This is a genomic window from Pantoea sp. sgz302252 (assembly GCF_047713085.1).
Lineage (GTDB): Bacteria > Pseudomonadota > Gammaproteobacteria > Enterobacterales > Enterobacteriaceae > Scandinavium.
In genome coordinates this window covers 156,192-174,463 of sequence record NZ_JBLFJW010000003.1, presented here as the reverse complement: position 1 = coordinate 174,463, position 18,272 = coordinate 156,192, and the positions used below count along the sequence as shown (strand labels likewise).

General features: G+C 52.3%; 13 protein-coding genes, 1 tRNA gene and 1 pseudogene. 7 read left to right on the top strand and 8 right to left on the bottom strand.

Translation table 11 applies throughout. From position 1 onward, the window contains the following. Positions 1-120 precede the first annotated feature (120 nt). The gene (rcsB, locus tag ACLW56_RS03960) at positions 121-771 is read right to left on the bottom strand and encodes a response regulator transcription factor RcsB (protein ID WP_330982519.1); all 651 of its coding nucleotides are present in this window, start codon (positions 769-771) and stop codon (positions 121-123) included. A 16-nt stretch (positions 772-787) separates the two neighbouring features. Continuing rightward, positions 788-3,463 carry a phosphotransferase RcsD gene (rcsD, locus tag ACLW56_RS03955; RefSeq protein WP_330982518.1) on the bottom strand — a complete coding sequence of 892 codons (2,676 nt, stop codon included), beginning with the start codon at positions 3,461-3,463 and terminating at the stop codon, positions 788-790. A 787-nt stretch (positions 3,464-4,250) separates the two neighbouring features. Here rcsD and ompC point away from each other — a divergent pair. From ompC to mgtE, 6 genes are all read left to right on the top strand, one after another. Beyond that, entirely contained in the window at positions 4,251-5,411 is a 1,161-nt protein-coding gene (ompC, locus tag ACLW56_RS03950; protein ID WP_330982517.1) for a porin OmpC, read from the top strand. Between the two features lie 260 nt (positions 5,412-5,671). Next, on the top strand, positions 5,672-6,727 hold the full coding sequence (gene apbE / locus ACLW56_RS03945; protein ID WP_330982516.1) for an FAD:protein FMN transferase ApbE: 1,056 nt from the start codon (positions 5,672-5,674) through the stop codon (positions 6,725-6,727). 75 nt (positions 6,728-6,802) lie between these two features. Beyond that, positions 6,803-7,864, top strand: coding sequence for a bifunctional DNA-binding transcriptional regulator/O6-methylguanine-DNA methyltransferase Ada (gene ada, locus ACLW56_RS03940; RefSeq protein ID WP_330982515.1), 1,062 nt, complete (start codon positions 6,803-6,805; stop codon positions 7,862-7,864). A gap of 2 nt (positions 7,865-7,866) precedes the next feature. Further along, complete coding sequence (gene alkB / locus ACLW56_RS03935) at positions 7,867-8,505, top strand: DNA oxidative demethylase AlkB (RefSeq protein WP_330982514.1); 639 nt, start codon at positions 7,867-7,869, stop codon at positions 8,503-8,505. A gap of 86 nt (positions 8,506-8,591) precedes the next feature. Next, positions 8,592-10,235, top strand: coding sequence for a multidrug ABC transporter permease/ATP-binding protein (locus ACLW56_RS03930; RefSeq protein ID WP_330982513.1), 1,644 nt, complete (start codon positions 8,592-8,594; stop codon positions 10,233-10,235). A gap of 134 nt (positions 10,236-10,369) precedes the next feature. Continuing rightward, positions 10,370-11,806, top strand: a complete 1,437-nt coding sequence (gene mgtE / locus ACLW56_RS03925) for a magnesium transporter (protein ID WP_330982512.1) — start codon at positions 10,370-10,372, stop codon at positions 11,804-11,806. Here the strand turns inward: mgtE and ACLW56_RS03920 are convergent. After that, positions 11,769-13,016: a SulP family inorganic anion transporter gene (locus ACLW56_RS03920; RefSeq protein ID WP_330982511.1), complete on the bottom strand. Its 1,248-nt coding sequence runs from the start codon at positions 13,014-13,016 to the stop codon at positions 11,769-11,771. The two genes, mgtE and ACLW56_RS03920, sit on opposite strands and share 38 nt — an antisense overlap. A gap of 272 nt (positions 13,017-13,288) precedes the next feature. Between ACLW56_RS03920 and mqo the strand changes: the two genes are divergently transcribed. Further along, positions 13,289-14,941: a malate dehydrogenase (quinone) gene (gene mqo / locus ACLW56_RS03915; RefSeq protein ID WP_330982510.1), complete on the top strand. Its 1,653-nt coding sequence runs from the start codon at positions 13,289-13,291 to the stop codon at positions 14,939-14,941. Positions 14,942-15,059: 118 nt separating this feature from the next. Here the strand turns inward: mqo and ACLW56_RS03910 are convergent. The 5 genes and pseudogenes from ACLW56_RS03910 to yejM all read right to left on the bottom strand — a co-directional run. Then, a pseudogene (locus ACLW56_RS03910) lies at positions 15,060-15,290 on the bottom strand (ecotin family protein); the annotation flags it as partial. A 55-nt stretch (positions 15,291-15,345) separates the two neighbouring features. Further along, positions 15,346-15,444 (bottom strand): YoaK family small membrane protein, encoded by a 99-nt coding sequence (locus tag ACLW56_RS03905; protein WP_312627073.1) that lies wholly within the window; start codon positions 15,442-15,444, stop codon positions 15,346-15,348. Positions 15,445-15,539: 95 nt separating this feature from the next. Then, positions 15,540-16,295: a glycosyltransferase family 25 protein gene (locus ACLW56_RS03900; RefSeq protein WP_330982509.1), complete on the bottom strand. Its 756-nt coding sequence runs from the start codon at positions 16,293-16,295 to the stop codon at positions 15,540-15,542. A gap of 60 nt (positions 16,296-16,355) precedes the next feature. Further along, positions 16,356-16,432, bottom strand: a tRNA-Pro gene (locus ACLW56_RS03895). Between the two features lie 71 nt (positions 16,433-16,503). Next, positions 16,504-18,264 (bottom strand): LPS biosynthesis-modulating metalloenzyme YejM, encoded by a 1,761-nt coding sequence (gene yejM / locus ACLW56_RS03890; RefSeq protein WP_330982508.1) that lies wholly within the window; start codon positions 18,262-18,264, stop codon positions 16,504-16,506. Positions 18,265-18,272 lie beyond the last annotated feature (8 nt).

The window sequence follows — 18,272 nt, the reverse complement described above, 5'->3', positions numbered from 1 at the left end:
GAATTGATTTTCCTTATTTTTTGTTCTGCCACCCATGACAAAACGGTATTCGTTAGAGGTTTGTCATCAGTCTCAACCCCGGCGAGCCGGGGTTTTGTGTATTCAGCGTGAGCTAATGAATCAGTCTTTATCTACCGGACTCAGGGTTACGGAAGAGAGATAGTTCAGCAGGGCGATATCGTTTTCCACGCCGAGTTTCATCATCGCCGATTTCTTCTGGCTACTGATGGTTTTAATGCTGCGGTTCAGCTTCTTGGCGATTTCGGTGACCAGGAAACCTTCTGCGAACAGACGCAGTACTTCGCTCTCTTTCGGTGACAGACGTTTGTCGCCGTAGCCACCCGCGCTGATTTTTTCCAGCAGGCGAGAGACGCTTTCCGGGGTGAATTTTTTGCCTTTCTGCAGTGCAGCCAGCGCTTTAGGCAGATCGGTTGGTGCGCCTTGTTTCAGGACGATCCCTTCGATATCCAGATCCAACACCGCACTCAGAATAGCCGGGTTGTTATTCATGGTCAGGACGATAATCGACAGACCCGGGAAATGGCGTTTGATGTACTTAATCAGCGTAATGCCGTCACCGTACTTGTCTCCAGGCATGGAGAGGTCGGTAATCAGCACATGGGCGTCCAGTTTTGGCAGATTATTGATCAGTGCAGTGGAGTCTTCAAATTCGCCGACGACATTCACCCACTCGATTTGCTCAAGTGATTTGCGAATACCGAACAGTACAATCGGATGATCATCGGCAATAATAACGTTCATATTGTTCATGTATTAGGCTACCTTGCTACATCAAGCTTTTGACGTAGGCGTCAATGTCGCTGATATATTTCTCTGTGCCGGGGGCATCTTTCTCACGAATGAGATGCTCCAGCGTTTCACATAACTGCTTGCCGGGTACCAGATTGAGCATGGCAAACACCCCTTTCAGGCGGTGAGCCGTCTGTGCCAGCGCAGCAAAATCGTTTGTCGCTGATTCAGTATACAACCTCTTAACATCATCCGGTACCGTGTCTACAAACAGCGCATAATAACCGCTGGCATGGAGCTCAGCGTTCTCATTTACGCCAGCTGGCGTTCCCAGTAATTCTCCCTGTGCAAGCTGCTCTTCTATCAGTTGGAGTACAGCTTCCTGCATGGCATTACTGATATTAAAGTTTACCCGCAGTTGTCCTGGGCCAATCTTACGAATACCAGCCTCATCATCGCTTAAAAGCAAGCCAGGCGCAGTAAGATTAGACGGATTATCTGTCAAAAACAGATCATACTCTTGACTCGTCAGCCTTTCGTCCGGGGAAATACAGCTCGCGCCCCAGTTTTCAAGCTGTCGAATAACGATACTGCGAATTTCGTTCGAGGTGATATCGACCATCGCGATAACCTCGTCCAGCAGTTTCTCTTCGGCTTCCGCTTCTTCTTCACGAGGTGCCATCTTCACGTGCAGTGAATAGCGCGTACCCAGTGATTCCCGCGCTTTGATGTTCAAATGCCCGCCAAGTTTACGTGCCAGCTGATCACAAAGCCAGAAGGTAAGGGCATTGGCCTTGCCAAAGCCGTCTTCCTGCGTCTCATTAAGGAAAGGAAAATGCAGGTTATCGATTTCACTGTTGCTGACGCCGTTGCCCGTATCCAGAATACGGAACGTCAGGCGATCTTCTGCGGATTCATCTTCACCCACTTCCAGGGTGATTTTACCGATTTGCGTGGTGGTGACGGAATACTGAATCAGCAGCAGCAGGATGCGCTTCAGGGCATCGCGATCGCCGTGGCGTTGCTCGCTGGCGGCTAACTGATTGTTAATGAGCAGCTGCAAGCCTTTGCGCTTAATCGCGGGTAAAACCTCAGGCACCACTTCATCAATTAAATCCTGAAGGGAGAACAACACTGAGCTGCCTTTCCAGCCGTCACCTTCCAGCATATTGGCTAACTGAATTTCATCCACCAGTCGCACCAGCGTATCGGCATGTTGAGCCAGTTTCTGATGTTGCTCACTGTCGACAGCGCCAGCTTCTTCTGCCAGGGATTTCGCCGGTTGCTTGAGGGCCTCGCCAATGTTTTGCATGAACGCCATACGCCCTTGCTGGTTTTTCTCGTACAGACGCTGCGCCTGCTTGAGCTTTTTGTTCACCAGCACTTCTTTATCCTGATCGCGAATAATGAAGATTTGCGTGCGCGGAGCTACCTGGCTGCGGAACTGGCGAATCTCATACAGTTCGTTGTTGATGGTGGCCTGAATCACCCCCTGATGCTGATCTGCCATGCTGGTAATGTTTTGCAGGTTCAGGTGTGGCAGCAGATGGTCGGCAATTTTATTGCTGATAAGCGTTCGGTTCGATTCCTGATCGTGAACCAGCAAACCCAAAGGGAGCACGGAAACAATCTCTTCATTAATTGCTTTCAGTGCTCGTAGCTCGTTGTTCGCCGCCGAAGGTACGCCAGTGTCTGCCTGGCGACGGCCAGAATAATGACGAAACGTGTTATAGCCAAACAGCGCCAGTGCCAGCAGGCCGATATTGAGCAACAGCGGCAGCAGGATGTTTTGCAGTGTGTCCATCATCAGCGTGACGAACGGCACCTGCCAGACGAGGCGCATCCCCGTCGAGTTAAGCGACGAAGCGATTTCAATGCGCGAGCTATTAAAGTTAATGCTGACGCTGTCCGCGGCTTCTTTATCCTGATTGCGCAGATTACTTTGCGACGGATCTGGCTCCAGGCGGAAGCTGTCCAGCGCCATGCCCGGCGGGATCAAATCATTAATAGGCAGATCAAACGCCACCACGGTCGCCAGATGACCTGGCTGGTTGAAGGTGGTGCGCAGAGTGAAGTAGTGGCCATTTTGCCAGGCAAGCCGACGCAGCGAAGAGAACGTTTCGCGTTCATCGAGCGTATTGGCCTGCTGAAGCATTTCTGCCCGGCGGGAATCGACAATGCTGCCAACGGAGGATTCTTTGAAACCTGCAGAGAGATCTTTCAACGGCAGGGTGGAAATCAGGATCAGACTGTTATCCTGGCCATTCAGGTAATACATCGACCACGGCACCGTTTCAGCACCCCAAAGCGTATCCAGATAGGTCGACATCTTTTGCGTCATGTCGAGGGTGGAGCCATCGTGGGAGCCAAAGATCAGCGCTTCGGTTTTGCGACGAGGCTTTTCAAGGTAATAAACATCCTGCTTCAGGCGAGTTTCCTGCAGGCCTTCTTCACCGGGCGTGGAGGCCGCAGAGGCGGCAATGTTGTCATAGATTTGCCAGGTCGCGTAGCGCCAGCTATCGACGCGCTTATGGATAGCATGAGTCATGTCGACGACCTGATAACTTTTATCCTTAAGCCACGCATTCACCGCACTCTGGATCATCACCCCCATCGTCACCAGCAGGACGATGATCAGCAGCAGAAAGAAACGGGTGATGCTCCCGGAGATAAGGGAGAATTTGTTAGGGAAAGTCGTGTCGGCATGACTCATTAGTGTGTGTAATCCATGATGACTGCACCAGAAGAGCGCGAAAACCTTACTTGCTGCCTTGTCCGAAATGGTTATCTGTTAAGGCAAGTCCAGCAGGCAGTATAAAGCCTAATACGCCAATTTCCACATTCTGCCGCCTGTTGCTGGCTTTCTGAGCAACCTCCACAGGGTGCAGGATAAAGATGTACATTGTTACATTTTTTGTACAAATATTTACGCTGATCGCCGAGAAAATAGCACTAATTAACAAGAGATTATTTAACTTCTAGTGCTAAAGGGGGGATTTTTCCAATGAGGATGATTACTTAATAGTCATTATAATTTCATGGCGGTAGCACATAACTATTAAGGTTGCGTAAAGAAGGGTAAAAAAAAACCGGATGCGATGCACCCGGTAGAAATTTGAGTAAACAGACATTCAGAACTGAATGACGGTAATAAATAAAGTTAATGATGATAGCGTCGATTATTTTAGAGATCGCTGAGCATTTTGTTTTGTCATTCAGTGCTATACCGAATCATGCTTTTAGTGCTTTGATTTTACTGTATTTTTAATGTTTTTTGATTATTGGTGTGATATTTTTTAGCTTTTCGTGGCATTGAAAAGTTCCCCATTATTTACATATTGAAACATCTATTGGGTAATTTGAAACATCTTAAAAGTTCTCGTATCATTTTCTTGTTGGATATTTCTGTATTTTGCAGCACAATGGGTTTGCCGACTGATTAGAAGGGTTAATCAGTAAGCAGTGGCGATAAAAAAGGCATATAACAGAGGGTTAATAACATGAAAGTTAAAGTACTGTCCCTCCTGGTACCAGCACTGCTGGTAGCAGGCGCAGCAAATGCGGCTGAAATTTATAACAAAGACGGCAACAAATTAGATCTGTACGGTAAAGTTGATGGTCTGCACTATTTCTCCAGCGACGATGGCGCAGATGGTGACCAGTCCTACATCCGTCTGGGCTTCAAAGGCGAAACTCAGATCAACGACCAGCTGACCGGTTACGGCCAGTGGGAATATAACGTTCAGGCGAACAACCCAGAATCTACTGATAGCGGTGACAGCCAAGCCTGGACCCGTCTGGCGTTCGCTGGTCTGAAATTTGGTGATGCAGGTTCCTTCGACTACGGTCGTAACTACGGCGTACTGTACGACGTAGAAGGCTGGACCGATATGCTGCCAGAGTTCGGTGGTGATACTTACACCAAGTCTGACAACTACATGACTGGCCGTACCAACGGTGTTGCGACCTACCGTAACAGCGATTTCTTCGGTCTGGTTGATGGCCTGAACTTTGCTCTGCAGTATCAGGGCAAGAACGAGAACCCAGGTTCTGGTGAAGGTACCAACAACGGTGATCGTAAATTCCGCAATGCGAACGGCGACGGCTTCGGTATCTCCTCTACCTACGACATCGGCGAAGGCTTCAGCGTAGGTGCGGCATACACCAACTCTAACCGTACCAACGATCAGAAAAACGCTTACCTGAACAACCAGCAGTACACTTCTGGCGACAAAGCTGAAGCGTGGACTGCAGGTGCTAAGTATGACGCAAACAACGTTTACGTTGCTGCGATGTACGCTGAAACCCGCAATATGACTCCATACGGTTCTACCAGCACTGACAATGGTCTGAACGGTGGTGGCATTGCAGACAAAACTCAGAACTTCGAAATCACTGCTCAGTACCAGTTCGACTTCGGTCTGCGTCCAGCGGTTTCTTACCTGCAGTCTAAAGGTAAAGGCCTGAACACCATTAATGGCAGCGACGACAAAGACCTCGTTAAATATGTTGATGTTGGCGCGACTTACTACTTCAACAAAAACATGTCCACCTATGTTGATTACAAAATCAACCTGCTGGACGGGAACGACAGCTTCTACAAAAACAACGGTATCGGCACCGACAACATCGTTGCTACCGGTCTGGTTTACCAGTTCTAATCGACTGTTAATCAGCAAAAAGGGTCCTTCGGGACCCTTCAGATTGCTGACAAAGAAGGAAAAAGCGTGGTTTTTCCTTCTTTGTGGTGAGCAGCCGAAAATCAATGAATTGATTTTCCTTATTTTTTGTTCTGCCACCCATGACAAAACTTCATTCGTTAGAGGTTTGTCATCAGTCTCAAGGGTCCTTCGGGACCTTTTTTTTATTCTTTGTTTACCCTCCCTGGTGTACCCTTGCGCGCACACAAGAGGGACTTCGTATGGCTATCACTTTTTTTCGCACGGCACTCATTGCCGTCACACTGATTATGTCGGGTTGCGATAACGGCACGCCAGTTTCGACAACGAAGAAGGCGTCAGCCACCGTGCTGGAAGGGAAGACAATGGGCACGTTCTGGCGAGTCAGTGTGATCAATCTCGACGATGCTCATGTTGAAACACTGCGCCAAAAGATTCAGGTCCAACTGGATGGTGACGATCAGCTACTTTCCACCTGGAAAAGCGACTCAGCATTGATGCGTTTTAATCATTCCCGCAGCGCAACACCCTGGCCGGTCAGTGAAGCCATGGCGGATATTGTCACCGAGTCGCTGCGGATTGGGGCCAAAACGCAGGGTGCCATGGATATCACCGTCGGCCCGTTGGTGAACCTTTGGGGATTTGGCCCTGATAAACAGCCGATAAAAACGCCCACTCAGGCACAAATTGACGTTGCAAAAGCGCGTACCGGGCTGAAACACCTCTCCGTCATTAACCAATCCGGCAGTCAATATCTGCAAAAAGATCTTCCCGATCTGTATGTCGATCTCTCTACCGTTGGCGAAGGCTACGCAGCAGATCATCTTGCTCGTCTGATGGAGCAGGAAGGCATTTCCCGCTACTTAGTTTCTGTCGGCGGGGCGCTGGTCAGTCGTGGTATGAATGCCGAAGGTCAACCATGGCGAGTCGCGATCCAAAAGCCGACCGACAAAGAAAACGCGGTGCAGGCGATTGTGGACATTAACGGGCATGGGATCAGCACTTCGGGCAGCTATCGCAATTATTACGAGCTGGACGGCAAGCGCATTTCTCACGTGATTGATCCGCAAACCGGCACGCCTATCCAGCATAAAATGGTGTCGGTCACGGTCATTTCCCCTACAGCGCTTGAGGCGGATGGCTGGGATACAGGATTAATGGTGCTCGGCCCGGAAAGAACCAAAGAAGTGGTGCGCGAACAAGGACTGGCGGTCTACATGATCATTAAAGAGGGCGATGGCTTCAAAACCTGGATGTCGCCGCAGTTCGAAACTTTCCTGGTGAACGGCAAAAATTAAAAAGCAAGAATGGCGGTTTTTTTCTCTGCCGCCTGCGCCAGACTCAGGCTACCCTTGTAAGGAGTCGGAGTATTTATGAAACGTAATGCCACCCCTAATGACGAGATCCGCTGGCAGTCCGTGCTGGAAAGAGATCACAATGCCGATGGTCACTTCGTGTTTGCGGTGCAGACCACCGGCATTTATTGTCGCCCATCCTGCCGGGCGCGGCATGCGCTGCGCCAGAATGTTCAGTTCTTCAGTGATGCCAGCGCTGCGCAGGAAGCGGGCTTTCGCCCCTGCAAACGCTGTCAGCCAGACAAAGCCGACCCGCAACAGCAGCGCATTGAAAAAGTGGCGCAGGCCTGCCGTTTGCTGGAACAAGAAACCACGCTGACCCTGGATGAGCTGGCACGTGAAGTCGCCGTCAGCGCCTTTCATTTCCATCGCATGTTCAAATCCGTCACAGGCATGACGCCTCGTGCATGGCAGCAAGCCTGGCGTGCGAAGAAACTGCGCGAATCTCTGAAAGTCAGTGAAACCGTTACCGATGCGGTGATGGCTGCAGGATTCCCAACCAGCAGCAGCTTTTATCGCCAGGCAGACAGCACGCTCGGTATGACGCCCCGCCAGTATCGCGAGGGCGGCAACGCGCTCAGCGTGCGCTACACGCTGCAATCCTGTCTGCTAGGGCGTTGTCTGGTGGCGGAAAGCGAGCGAGGCATTTGCGCTGTGTTGCCTGGAGACAGTGACGAAATCCTTATCGCCGAACTGGAGCAAATGTTCCCGAATGCCCAACGTGAAGAAGCTGACCAGACGTTTCGCCAGCGCGTGGCAACGGTGATCGCGTTACTGGATGGCCAACATGTGTCGGTCGATCTTCCTCTGGATATTCGCGGTACCGCTTTTCAACAGCAGGTCTGGCAAGCGCTCAGAGCGATTCCCGTTGGCGAAACGCGCAGCTACCAGCAAGTGGCTCAAAGTATCGGGAAACCGAACGAGGTTCGCGCGGTTGCTAATGCTTGTGGCGCAAACCGACTGGCGCTGCTTATTCCGTGCCATCGGGTTGTTCGTCAGAGCGGGGCGCTGTCGGGATATCGTTGGGGCGAAGCGCGCAAAGCAGAACTTCTGCGTCGTGAAAAAGAGCAGGGCCGTTAACCATGCTGGATTTATTTGCCGATACGCCTCCCTGGCAGGAACCCTTAGCGCCTGGTGCCGTGATTTTGCGTCGCCGGGCGCTGGCCTGCGTCGCGGAATTGCTAGAAGGAATAGAAGAGGTGGCGGCACGCTCACCGTTTCGACAAATGGTGACTCCCGGTGGCTACACCATGTCGGTGGCGATGACCAACTGTGGCGACGTGGGCTGGACAACTGACAGACATGGGTATCTGTATGCACCAGTCGATCCCCAAACACGTCAGCACTGGCCAGCCATGCCTTCGGCGTTCAGAACGCTGGCGCTCGACTGTGCGAGGGAAGCGGGCTATCCCGATTTCCAGCCTGATGCCTGTCTTATCAACCGCTACGCGCCTGGCGCAAAGCTCTCACTGCATCAGGATAAAGATGAAAAAGAGCTGAGAGCGCCGATTGTTTCTGTGTCGCTGGGATTGCCAGCCGTATTTCAGTTTGGCGGGTTAAAACGTAACGATCCGCTGATGCGCGTGCTGCTGGAACATGGCGATGTGGTGGTCTGGGGCGGGGCGTCGCGCCTGTTTTATCACGGGATCCAGCCGCTTAAAGACGGACATCATCCAGCCACTGGCAACCTGCGTTACAACCTCACTTTCCGCCATACCTGAAACAGCAATAAAAATAAGAATTATTCTTGATGTAGCGCGAGAGCCGTTTAAACTGCTGGCTGTTTTTGCTTGTCCGGGATTTTTCTATGCAGCTTCTTCTTCTGGTCTGGCGTCAGTATCGCTGGCCGTTTATTGCCGTCATGCTGTTAAGCCTGCTGAGCGCGGCGCTGGGTATCGGCCTGATTGCCTTCATCAATGTGCGCCTGATTGAAAGTGTCGATGCGTCAATTGTGGTTCTGCCAGAATTCCTCGGGCTATTGCTGCTGCTGATGGCGGTCACGCTTGGCTCGCAGCTGGCCTTAACCGTGCTGGGCCACCATTTTGTGTATCGCCTGCGCAGCGAATTCATCAAACGAATTCTTGATACCCAAATTGAGCGTGTGGAAAAACTGGGCAGTGCAGCGCTGCTGGCCGGGCTAACCAGCGACGTGCGAAACATCACCATTGCGTTCGTGCGCTTACCGGAACTGGTTCAGGGGATTATCCTGACGTTCGGCTCTGCGGCGTACCTGTTTTTCCTGTCAGGGAAAATGCTGGTGATCACCGCGCTGTGGATGGTGCTGACCATCTGGGGCGGTTTCGTGCTGGTGGCGCGAGTGTATAAACACATGGCGACGCTGCGCGAAACGGAAGACAAGCTGTATAACGACTACCAGACCGTACTGGAAGGGCGCAAAGAGCTGACGCTGAACCGCGAGCGTGCCGAGCATATCTTCAATAACCTCTATATTCCGGATGCCAAAGAGTATCGCCACCATATTATTCGGGCCGATACCTTCCACCTCAGCGCGGTTAACTGGTCGAATATTATGATGCTGGGCGCCATTGGTCTGGTGTTCTGGATGGCGAACGGCCTGGGTTGGGCAGATACTGCTGTGGCGGCAACGTATTCCCTAACACTGTTGTTCCTGCGCACGCCATTGCTTTCGGCTGTTGGCGCATTGCCGACCCTGCTCAGTGCGCAGGTCGCGTTTAATAAGCTCAATAAGTTTTCACTTGCCCCTTATCGCGAAGCATTTCCTAAACCTCAAGCGCATCCTGACTGGAAGACGCTGGAGTTGCGCGAAGTAGCCTTCCATTATCAGGACAACACCTTTGCCATTGGGCCTGTCAACCTGACGCTGAATCGCGGGGAACTGGTGTTTCTGATCGGCGGCAACGGCAGCGGGAAATCCACCCTGGCGATGCTGCTAACCGGGCTTTACCAGCCTGTTTCCGGCCAAATCCTGCTGGATGGTCAACCGCTGGTCGCCGACAAACCGGAAGATTACCGCAAGCTGTTCTCCGCGGTGTTTACCGACCCCTGGCTGTTTGATCAACTTCTGGGGCAAGAAGGGCAGCAGGCCGATCCGCAGCTGGTGGAAAAGTGGCTGGAACAGCTAAAGATGGGGCACAAGCTGAAGCTTGAGAACGGCAAAATCCTCGATCTTAAACTGTCTAAAGGGCAGAAAAAGCGCGTCGCGCTGCTGCTGGCTCTGGCCGAGGAGCGAGATATCATTCTGCTGGATGAATGGGCCGCCGATCAGGACCCGCATTTCCGTCGCGAGTTTTATCAGGTCTTGCTGCCGTTGATGCAACAGATGGGCAAAACCATTTTTGCTATCAGCCATGACGATCACTATTTCATCCACGCCGATCGCCTGCTGGAAATGCGTAACGGCAAGCTTAGCGAGCTGACTGGCGAAGAGCGAGATGCCGCTTCTCGCGATGCGGTGTCTCGTACTGCGTAACACCAGACGCCCCGGTAATGGGGCGTTTGCTCTCTTTTTCACCACTCCCGCCCGTTGTTTATTATTTTTTACATTCACTCGCGCTATGCTTAGAGGCTGGAAAACCGCCTCTTCAGTTCAAGGATCGCCCATCGATGTCCGTCTTTCATAAAAACAGCGCCCGAGTGCGTGACCAGGAACGTGCTCGCCTTATCTGGCTTCTGACGACGGACAAAGCCATCACCTCGGCCTTGTCCAACAAATTGACGCTTGCGGAGCAGTATGACGAAGGCCGGCTGGCAGACGATATTGCTGAAGTGGGGGCGTTGGTTGCTCACCTGCCTGCGCCTGATCTGGCGGATACCCTCGAAGCGCTTCCCTCGGATGAGCGCCATGCACTGTGGGGGCTGGTGGACGACAGCAAGCGTGGGAACGTGCTGCTTGAAGCTTCCGAAAGCGTCTATGAAGACTTGATTGAGGGCATGAGCGACAAGGCGCTGCTTGATGCGCTCGAAAGCCTGGATATCGATGAAAAAATTTATCTGGTTCAACACCTTCCACGTAACCTGACCGGACGCTTATTAGCCACATTGCCTGCGGAAGAACGTGCGCGCGTACGGCAGGTGATGAATTATGCCCACGACAGCGTCGGGGCGATCATGGAATTCGAGGTCATCACCATTCGGCCGGATGTGACGCTGGGCGCGGTGCAGCGCTATCTGCGTCGGTTGGGGAAGATGCCTGAGAACACCGACAAACTGTTCGTCATGACCCGCGACAAAAAGCTGCTGGGTGAACTGGAGCTGCAAACCATTCTGCTCAACCCGGCGCAGCGGCGTGTGCATGACGTGATGGAAGCAGAGCCTGTGACGTTTCACCCTGAAGAGGACTCAGAAAAAGTTGCCCGGACGTTTGAGCGTGACAACCTGCTGAGTGCGGCGGTCATCGATGCTGAAGGCAAACTGCTGGGACGTCTGACCATCGATGAGATCGTTGATGTGGTCTACGAAGAGACGGATAACGATATTCGTCAGATGAGCGGTTTGAGCAACGATGAAGACGTCTTCGCCCCGGTCAGCAAAGCCGTGAAAACGCGCTGGGCGTGGCTGGCTATCAACCTGTGCACGGCTTTTATCGCTTCACGTGTCATTGATGGTTTTGAACACACTATTTCGCAGTTGGTGGCGCTGGCCTCGCTGATGCCGATTGTCGCCGGAATTGGCGGTAATACCGGCAACCAGACCATCACGATGATTGTGCGTGCGCTGGCGTTACAGCATATTCAGCCCGGCAACTTCTCGTTTCTGATCCTGCGTGAAATGGGGGTAGCGCTGATCAACGGCCTGGTGTGGGGCGGGATTATGGGCGGCGTAACCTGGTGGCTGTATGACGATCCGCAGCTCGGTGGCGTAATGATGCTGGCGATGGTCCTTAACCTGCTGGTGGCCTCAATGATGGGCGTTCTGATCCCGATGATCATGACTAAACTGGGGCGCGATCCGGCGGTCGGTTCCAGCGTGATGATCACGGCGATCACCGACACCGGCGGCTTCTTTATTTTTCTGGGTCTGGCGACGGTGTTTCTGCTTTAAGCGAATGTAACTTGCGAATGCGGGCTGGGATCAGCGCCAGGATCACAATGCCTGCCAGCACGCCAACGGCAAGATTTCCGGTGCTGACGGTGGCGACGACAGTGGCGACCATCACTACTGTCACGGACCATGGTGTCTGTTTCAGTGCAGCGGGCTGAATGCTGTGCCAGCTAAAAGTTTTTACCGCCACAATCACCATAATGCCTGCCAGTACCGCCATCGGGATGTTGGCCATTACTTCACTCAGGCCCGTCACCAGCACTAACAGCACCAGGCCAGCAACCAGCGTCGAAAGACGACTGCGGCCTTTGCCCATCTCAACATTCACAATCGTCTGGCCGATCATCGCGCATCCGGCGATGCCGCCGTAGAATCCGGCCAGAATATTGGCAATCCCCAGCCCGGCGCTTTCACGCGCTTTATTGGAAGGCGTAACCGTTAAATCATCCACCAGTTTTGCTGTCAGCAGCGATTCCATCAGGCCGACGAAAGCGATGCTCAGCGCGCAAGGCCAGATGATTTGCAGCGTTTGCAAATTCAATGGCACCAGCAATTCGGTCAAACCGGGCAGACCGCCGGACATCGAGCCTTCGTCGCCGACTGTCGGCAACAGCTGACCGCTGAACACCGTAAAGAGCGTCAACAGAACAATGGCGATGAGAGGGGAAGGAAGGCTTTTGACGACGCGCGGGGCGAACAACACAATAACCAGGGTGGCGGCGAACAGCGCCAGCACCCAGGGATTTTTGCTCCAGAAGTGGGGAACCTGAGCAAAGAAAATCAGGATGCCCAGCGCATTCACAAAACCGGTCATCACGGCTTGTGGGATGAAGCGCATCAGCCGGGCCATGCCCATCACGCCAAACAAAATCTGAATGATACCCGCCATCACCACCGCAGGCAGAATGTAGCCCACGCCGTGCTGATGCACCATTGGCCCAATCACCAGAGCAACCGAACCTGCCGCTGCCGTGACCATCGCAGGACGGCCACCTAACACGGACATCGCCAGACACAGCACCACGGAAGCAATCAGGCTGACTTTAGGGTCAACGCCCGCAATCACAGAGAAAGAGATAACTTCAGGGATCAGCGCCAGGGCTGTGATCACGCCTGCCAGGGATTCGCGCAGCATCAGCGCAGGCGAGCGTACGACGGTTCGTATCGCGCTTTGTTCAGCAGCAGTCAATGATTCAGAGGTTACAGGCATGGAAAATGTAGGGTTATGGAAAGTTGGTTTTACATAAGATGCCCGATGTGCGGTGCATCACAAAACGGGCGATATTACCGCGTTGCGTCACACTTCGCCAGTACCAATACTCATTTGACCGCCACATTTATTAAACATTTTTATAACAGATCTCAAAACAGAACTTAAATTTTAAACAATATTTAAATCTTTCATCGTCAGTGCTAACGTGGATTCCCCCGAATCGTTTCACCTGCGCTAAACAAAAACGCGAGTACAGAAGGCTCATTGCGATGAAGAAAAAAATGGCCGTACGTCGCTCACAGGCGGTTGGTTTGCATGCCGAACCTCTGGCAACACACACCAACTCCCGTAACGAGCATCAGACGGATGTATTGTTGATTGGCGGCGGCATCATGAGCGCCACGCTGGGAACCTGGCTTCAGGAACTGGAACCAGACTGGTCTATTACTATGGTTGAGCAAATGGACAGCGTCGCCGAGGAGAGCTCGAACGGCTGGAACAATGCCGGAACCGGTCATGCCGCCCTGATGGAGCTGAACTACACGCCGCAAAAAGCGGACGGTTCAATCAGTATCGACAAAGCCATTGAGATCAACGAAGCCTTCCAGATCTCGCGTCAGTTCTGGGCGCACCAGGTAACACGCGGCGTACTCCAGCAGCCGAAGACCTTCATCAATACCGTGCCGCACATGAGTTTTGTCTGGGGCGAGGACAACGTGAATTTCCTTCGCGCTCGCTATGCCGCCTTGCAGCAGAATTCCCTGTTCCAGGGCATGCGCTATTCCGAAGATGTCGGGCAAATCAAGAAGTGGGCGCCGCTGGTGATGGAAGGGCGCGACCCGCAACAAAAAGTGGCCGCCACGCGCACTGAAGTCGGCACTGACGTCAACTACGGCGAAATTACCCGCCAGCTGATTGCTGGTCTGCGCAGCCACGATAATTTCAGTCTGCAACTCAACACTGAGGTTCGCCGCTTTAAGCGTAATGCGGATAACAGCTGGACTGTGACGGTCTCCGACACCAGCGACCGCAAAGCTCGCCGGACAATCCGCGCGAAGTTTATCTTTATTGGCGCGGGTGGCGCTGCACTGAAGCTGTTGCAGAAAACGGGCATCCCGCAGGCAAAAGAGTATGCAGGGTTCCCGGTCGGTGGGCAGTTCCTGGTCTGTGAAAACCCGGAAGTCGTTAACCACCATCTGGCGAAAGTGTACGGACAGGCCTCTGTTGGCGCGCCGCCGATGTCGGTACCGCACATCGACACGCGTATTATTGATGGCAAACGTGCAGTGTTGTTTGGACCGTTTGCGACATTCTCAACCCGCTTCCTGAAAAATGGCTCACTGTGGGATCTGCTCAGCTCAACCAACAAATCGAACATTCTGCCGATGCTGAACGTTGGGCTGGATAATTTTGATTTGGTGAAATATCTGGTCGGCCAGGTCATTCAGAAAGACAAAGACCGCCTGGCTGCGCTGAAAGAATATTATCCGCAGGCGAAAAAAGGGGACTGGCGTTTGTGGCAGGCCGGTCAGCGCGTGCAGATAATCAAGCGTGACGAAGAGAAGGGCGGCGTACTGCGTCTGGGCACGGAAGTGGTTAGCGATGATCAAGGCACGGTTGCCGCATTGCTGGGTGCATCGCCGGGCGCTTCGACGGCTGCGCCAATCATGCTGCAACTGATGGAACAGGTCTTTAAAGAGAAAGTGAAATCTGCGGCCTGGCAGGAGAAATTGCGAGCCGTGGTGCCAACTTATGGTCGTCGTCTGAGTGGCGATCCGCAGGCGATTCAGCAGACGTTAGCGCATACCAGTGAAGTGCTTGGTCTGCGTTATGAAACACACGTCGTTGCCGATCCTGTTCCGCAGGCACAATTTACGCCACCGTTGGTGGAACTGAAGCCTGTTGCAGATATTGCCCTGTAAGACGAAAAAACCCCGGTTGCCGTAATGCCGTTCACTTAAGCCAATGAATTAGGGGAAACTCCGGGATTTGGTTCCAGGAGGGACGCCAAACCCGGTGGTCGCCCCGGATATCTCGGTCTTAAACTAACGGTGTTACCGGTTGCCGGTTTTTTTTTCTGCTGCCTAAGCGCTGTTCGGCGCTTTGCACATTCTCTTCCGCTTTCCAGATACGGTATTTCACTTCTATATTTTCCGGGGCATAGACCACAATCGGCAGTTTGCTGGTGTAGCGGATCAGCGCATGGTCGCCCAGATAGGCCGTGACGAATTTCTTCGTTTTCTTGCCATCCGGGCAAGCCATCAATGCCGAAGAGCGGGAAGGAGAGAGCCCCCGCAACAGGGGGCTGCCTTCGTCTTACGAAGGTTCAGGAACCGGGCGTTGCGTAACCGCCAATCACAAACCAGGCCAGAAAGGCGACGGCAACGATAAAACACAGAATAGGGAAGGCGATACCAATACGCATAAGACCTCTTATATTTGTGATGAGCAGGCTTAGAATACGATGTTATAGGGTCTCATGCTAGAGTTGAGGCCCGGGATCGTTTACTAACCCTGCGATCACCCTTTACCCTGGTTAACGATCGTATTGAATAAAGGGACAATAGCTCTTCGATATTTATGTTTTATTTTGGCCTTAAAAGAGCGCTGTTGCATAATATAGTTCCAGATCTCTTTCTTTTTACGATTGATATCATCATTTCCTTTGATGCTATTTATCGTTGAAACGTTGGACTCGGAAGAAAGGCTAACAGGGTGGGGAACCACTGAGTGGACATTGAGCAGAGACAAATCTTCGAAAAAGCTCCATTTGTCTGCAACCATCCATACTGGAAATAGCGCTTCCAGCAGCGACTGAGCACCTTTGTTATTGATTATATAACTATGAGCTGTGGTCGCGTGTTGAGTCTTGTTTAATGTGAACGCATCAAAAATTTTGCATGTTTCTTTTTTATAGTATTTATTGACTCGGCTCAACAGCACAACATTAGGCTGGTGTTTTGGTAGCTGAATTTTAGCAAGAATCTGCTCAAGACGTTTCTCAAGTATAACGTCGTCTTCAAGGATTAATGCTTGCTCAATATGTTCATCAATCATTTTCTTATATATTTTTTGATGACTAAGCGCACAACCAATTTCACCAGGAAGAAATGCATAATTGGTTTTTCTGGCGAGTTTTGCTATCTCTTCATCCGACAATATGCGGCCATCAACGGCTTCAATGAACTCATACTCAAGATTCAGTGCAGTAAGCTGGCCTTCCATTTTGAGGCGTCTGTGCGTTGAATCTTTCAGGTTTATAACGAAAATTTTCATCGATACCCTATTACTAAGATACAAAAAAACCAACCTAATGGGTTGGTTTTTCTGAAAATTTGGTCGGCACGGAGAGATTCGAACTCTCGACCCTCGCCACCCCATGACGATGCGCTACCAGGCTGCGCTACGTGCCGATGCAGGTGAATAATAGTACTGTTTTCGGCGCTGAATGCAAGACCGACCTGGCTAACTGATTCATAAATAATCAGTTAGCGATAAAGCGCTTCTCTTCCGTCAGTACCTGAAGCAGCAAACTCAGCTGCGGCTTCTGATCTTCAATCTGCTCGCCTTCGCGATCCCAGGAGCGGTAGCTGCCGTTATGATTTAACACCACGGTTACCTTCGGCGTGGTGATCGCCAGCGCGCTGTTATTGGCGGCTGTCACCCAGTCGTGGCGGCGCGCTGCGCTGAACAGATCCTGACCCTGTGAGTATTCGTTTGCTGGCGTGCTGACGTGAAGCAGGCGCTGCATCAACGTGGTCATCACATCTTTATGATCCGTCAGCGTGTTGATTTGCTGAGCCGGTGTGCCCGGCCAGTGGATAATCAACGGTACCTGCAGTTGGTTACGGGACCACTCAAAGTTCGCCCCTTGTTTATCCAGCGCAACGCCATGGGCGGCGGTGACAATCACAACCGTTTTTTCAAGCTTGCCGGAGTCTTTCAGCGCTGTCAGTACGCGATTGATTTGTTCGTCTACATCCGCAGCGGCACGGCTATAACGACGGTTAAAGCCTTGCTTCTGGGTGTCGTCCATTGTGGTGCCGTTGAACGATACCCATGAGAACCAGCGATTTTCTTCCTGGGCGTAGCTGCCCAGCCAGTTGATCCACTGGCTGGCGGTGTCCGCATCGCTCTGTGTTTTGGACGGCGGCAACGAGAAGTCTGACAGCAGAGCCTGGCGATACATCGGGCTACTGAAGCCATCCGATGAGAACAGGCCGAGCTGATAGCCTTGCTGGTTCAGCGCGGAAATGAGGGCTGCCGGAATACGCGCTGACAATACACCGTCCATATAGCTCGGCGAAATGCCATACAGCAGGCCAAAGATACCGCTGTCGGCGGCATCGCCGGTGCTCATGTGTTGGGTGAAGTTGATGTTCTGCTCGGCGAAACTACCCAATGCAGGCATCTGCTTCTCAAAGCGGGAATAGTTGAGGCTATCGACGGTAATCAGCAGGACGTTTTGCCCCTGCCCCATATCGCGATAACGCAAATCGCTCAGCGGATACTGGACGGAAACGGCTTCAGGATCCCCTTGCTCAATCAGGCGGCGCTGATAGTCCTGCGCATCCAGCAGGCCATGTTTCTCCAGAAACTTACGCGCCGTCATTGGATAGGAGAGTGGCAGATTCGCGCGCTGCATGGTGATGGGGCGATAGAAATTGGCATCTGCCCAGATGTACATCACGTGGGTGGCAACAAAGGCAGTAAACAGGAACCAGGCCAGCGGGCGGGCATAATGACGGCGGCGCGTCAGGCTGCGCAGCTTCTGCCAGCTCCAGGTGGCAAACAGCATCTCAATCAGCAAAATGACCGGGACGCTGATAAACATCAGCTGCCAGTCACGGGCCATCTCGTTTTGGTCAGGGTTGATAACCAGTTCCCAGACGATGGGATTGAGGTGCAGGTGAAAACGGGTAAAGACTTCGCTGTCTATCAGTAACAGCGTCATGCCTGTGGTGGCGAGGATGGCGGATAAAAAACGCATTAACCGCTGGGACATCACCACAAACGTGAGAGGGAAGAGGATCAGCAGATAGGTGGCAAACACCAGAAAGCTGAAATGCCCAACGAGGCTGATGTACGAGTATACGCGACCCGACAGCGTCGTCGGCCAGTCGGCGACAAACAGATAACGGCTACCCAGCACCGAGGCCAGCAGAATGTTGAACAGGGCAAACCAATGCCCCCAACTGACCATCTGGGAGACTTTTTCTCGGTAGGGCTGACGATGAGTCACCATAAACTGTT

Coding starts and splice junctions, on each gene's coding strand:
- apbE (WP_330982516.1), top strand. CDS start 5,672: ATGGCTATCACTTTTTTTCGCACGGCACTCATTGCCGTCACACTGATT.
- ompC (WP_330982517.1), top strand. CDS start 4,251: ATGAAAGTTAAAGTACTGTCCCTCCTGGTACCAGCACTGCTGGTAGCA.
- mgtE (WP_330982512.1), top strand. CDS start 10,370: ATGTCCGTCTTTCATAAAAACAGCGCCCGAGTGCGTGACCAGGAACGT.
- mqo (WP_330982510.1), top strand. CDS start 13,289: ATGAAGAAAAAAATGGCCGTACGTCGCTCACAGGCGGTTGGTTTGCAT.
- rcsD (WP_330982518.1), bottom strand. CDS start 3,463: ATGAGTCATGCCGACACGACTTTCCCTAACAAATTCTCCCTTATCTCC.
- ACLW56_RS03920 (WP_330982511.1), bottom strand. CDS start 13,016: ATGCCTGTAACCTCTGAATCATTGACTGCTGCTGAACAAAGCGCGATA.
- ACLW56_RS03905 (WP_312627073.1), bottom strand. CDS start 15,444: ATGCGTATTGGTATCGCCTTCCCTATTCTGTGTTTTATCGTTGCCGTC.
- rcsB (WP_330982519.1), bottom strand. CDS start 771: ATGAACAATATGAACGTTATTATTGCCGATGATCATCCGATTGTACTG.
- ACLW56_RS03930 (WP_330982513.1), top strand. CDS start 8,592: ATGCAGCTTCTTCTTCTGGTCTGGCGTCAGTATCGCTGGCCGTTTATT.
- alkB (WP_330982514.1), top strand. CDS start 7,867: ATGCTGGATTTATTTGCCGATACGCCTCCCTGGCAGGAACCCTTAGCG.
- ada (WP_330982515.1), top strand. CDS start 6,803: ATGAAACGTAATGCCACCCCTAATGACGAGATCCGCTGGCAGTCCGTG.
- ACLW56_RS03900 (WP_330982509.1), bottom strand. CDS start 16,295: ATGAAAATTTTCGTTATAAACCTGAAAGATTCAACGCACAGACGCCTC.
- yejM (WP_330982508.1), bottom strand. CDS start 18,264: ATGGTGACTCATCGTCAGCCCTACCGAGAAAAAGTCTCCCAGATGGTC.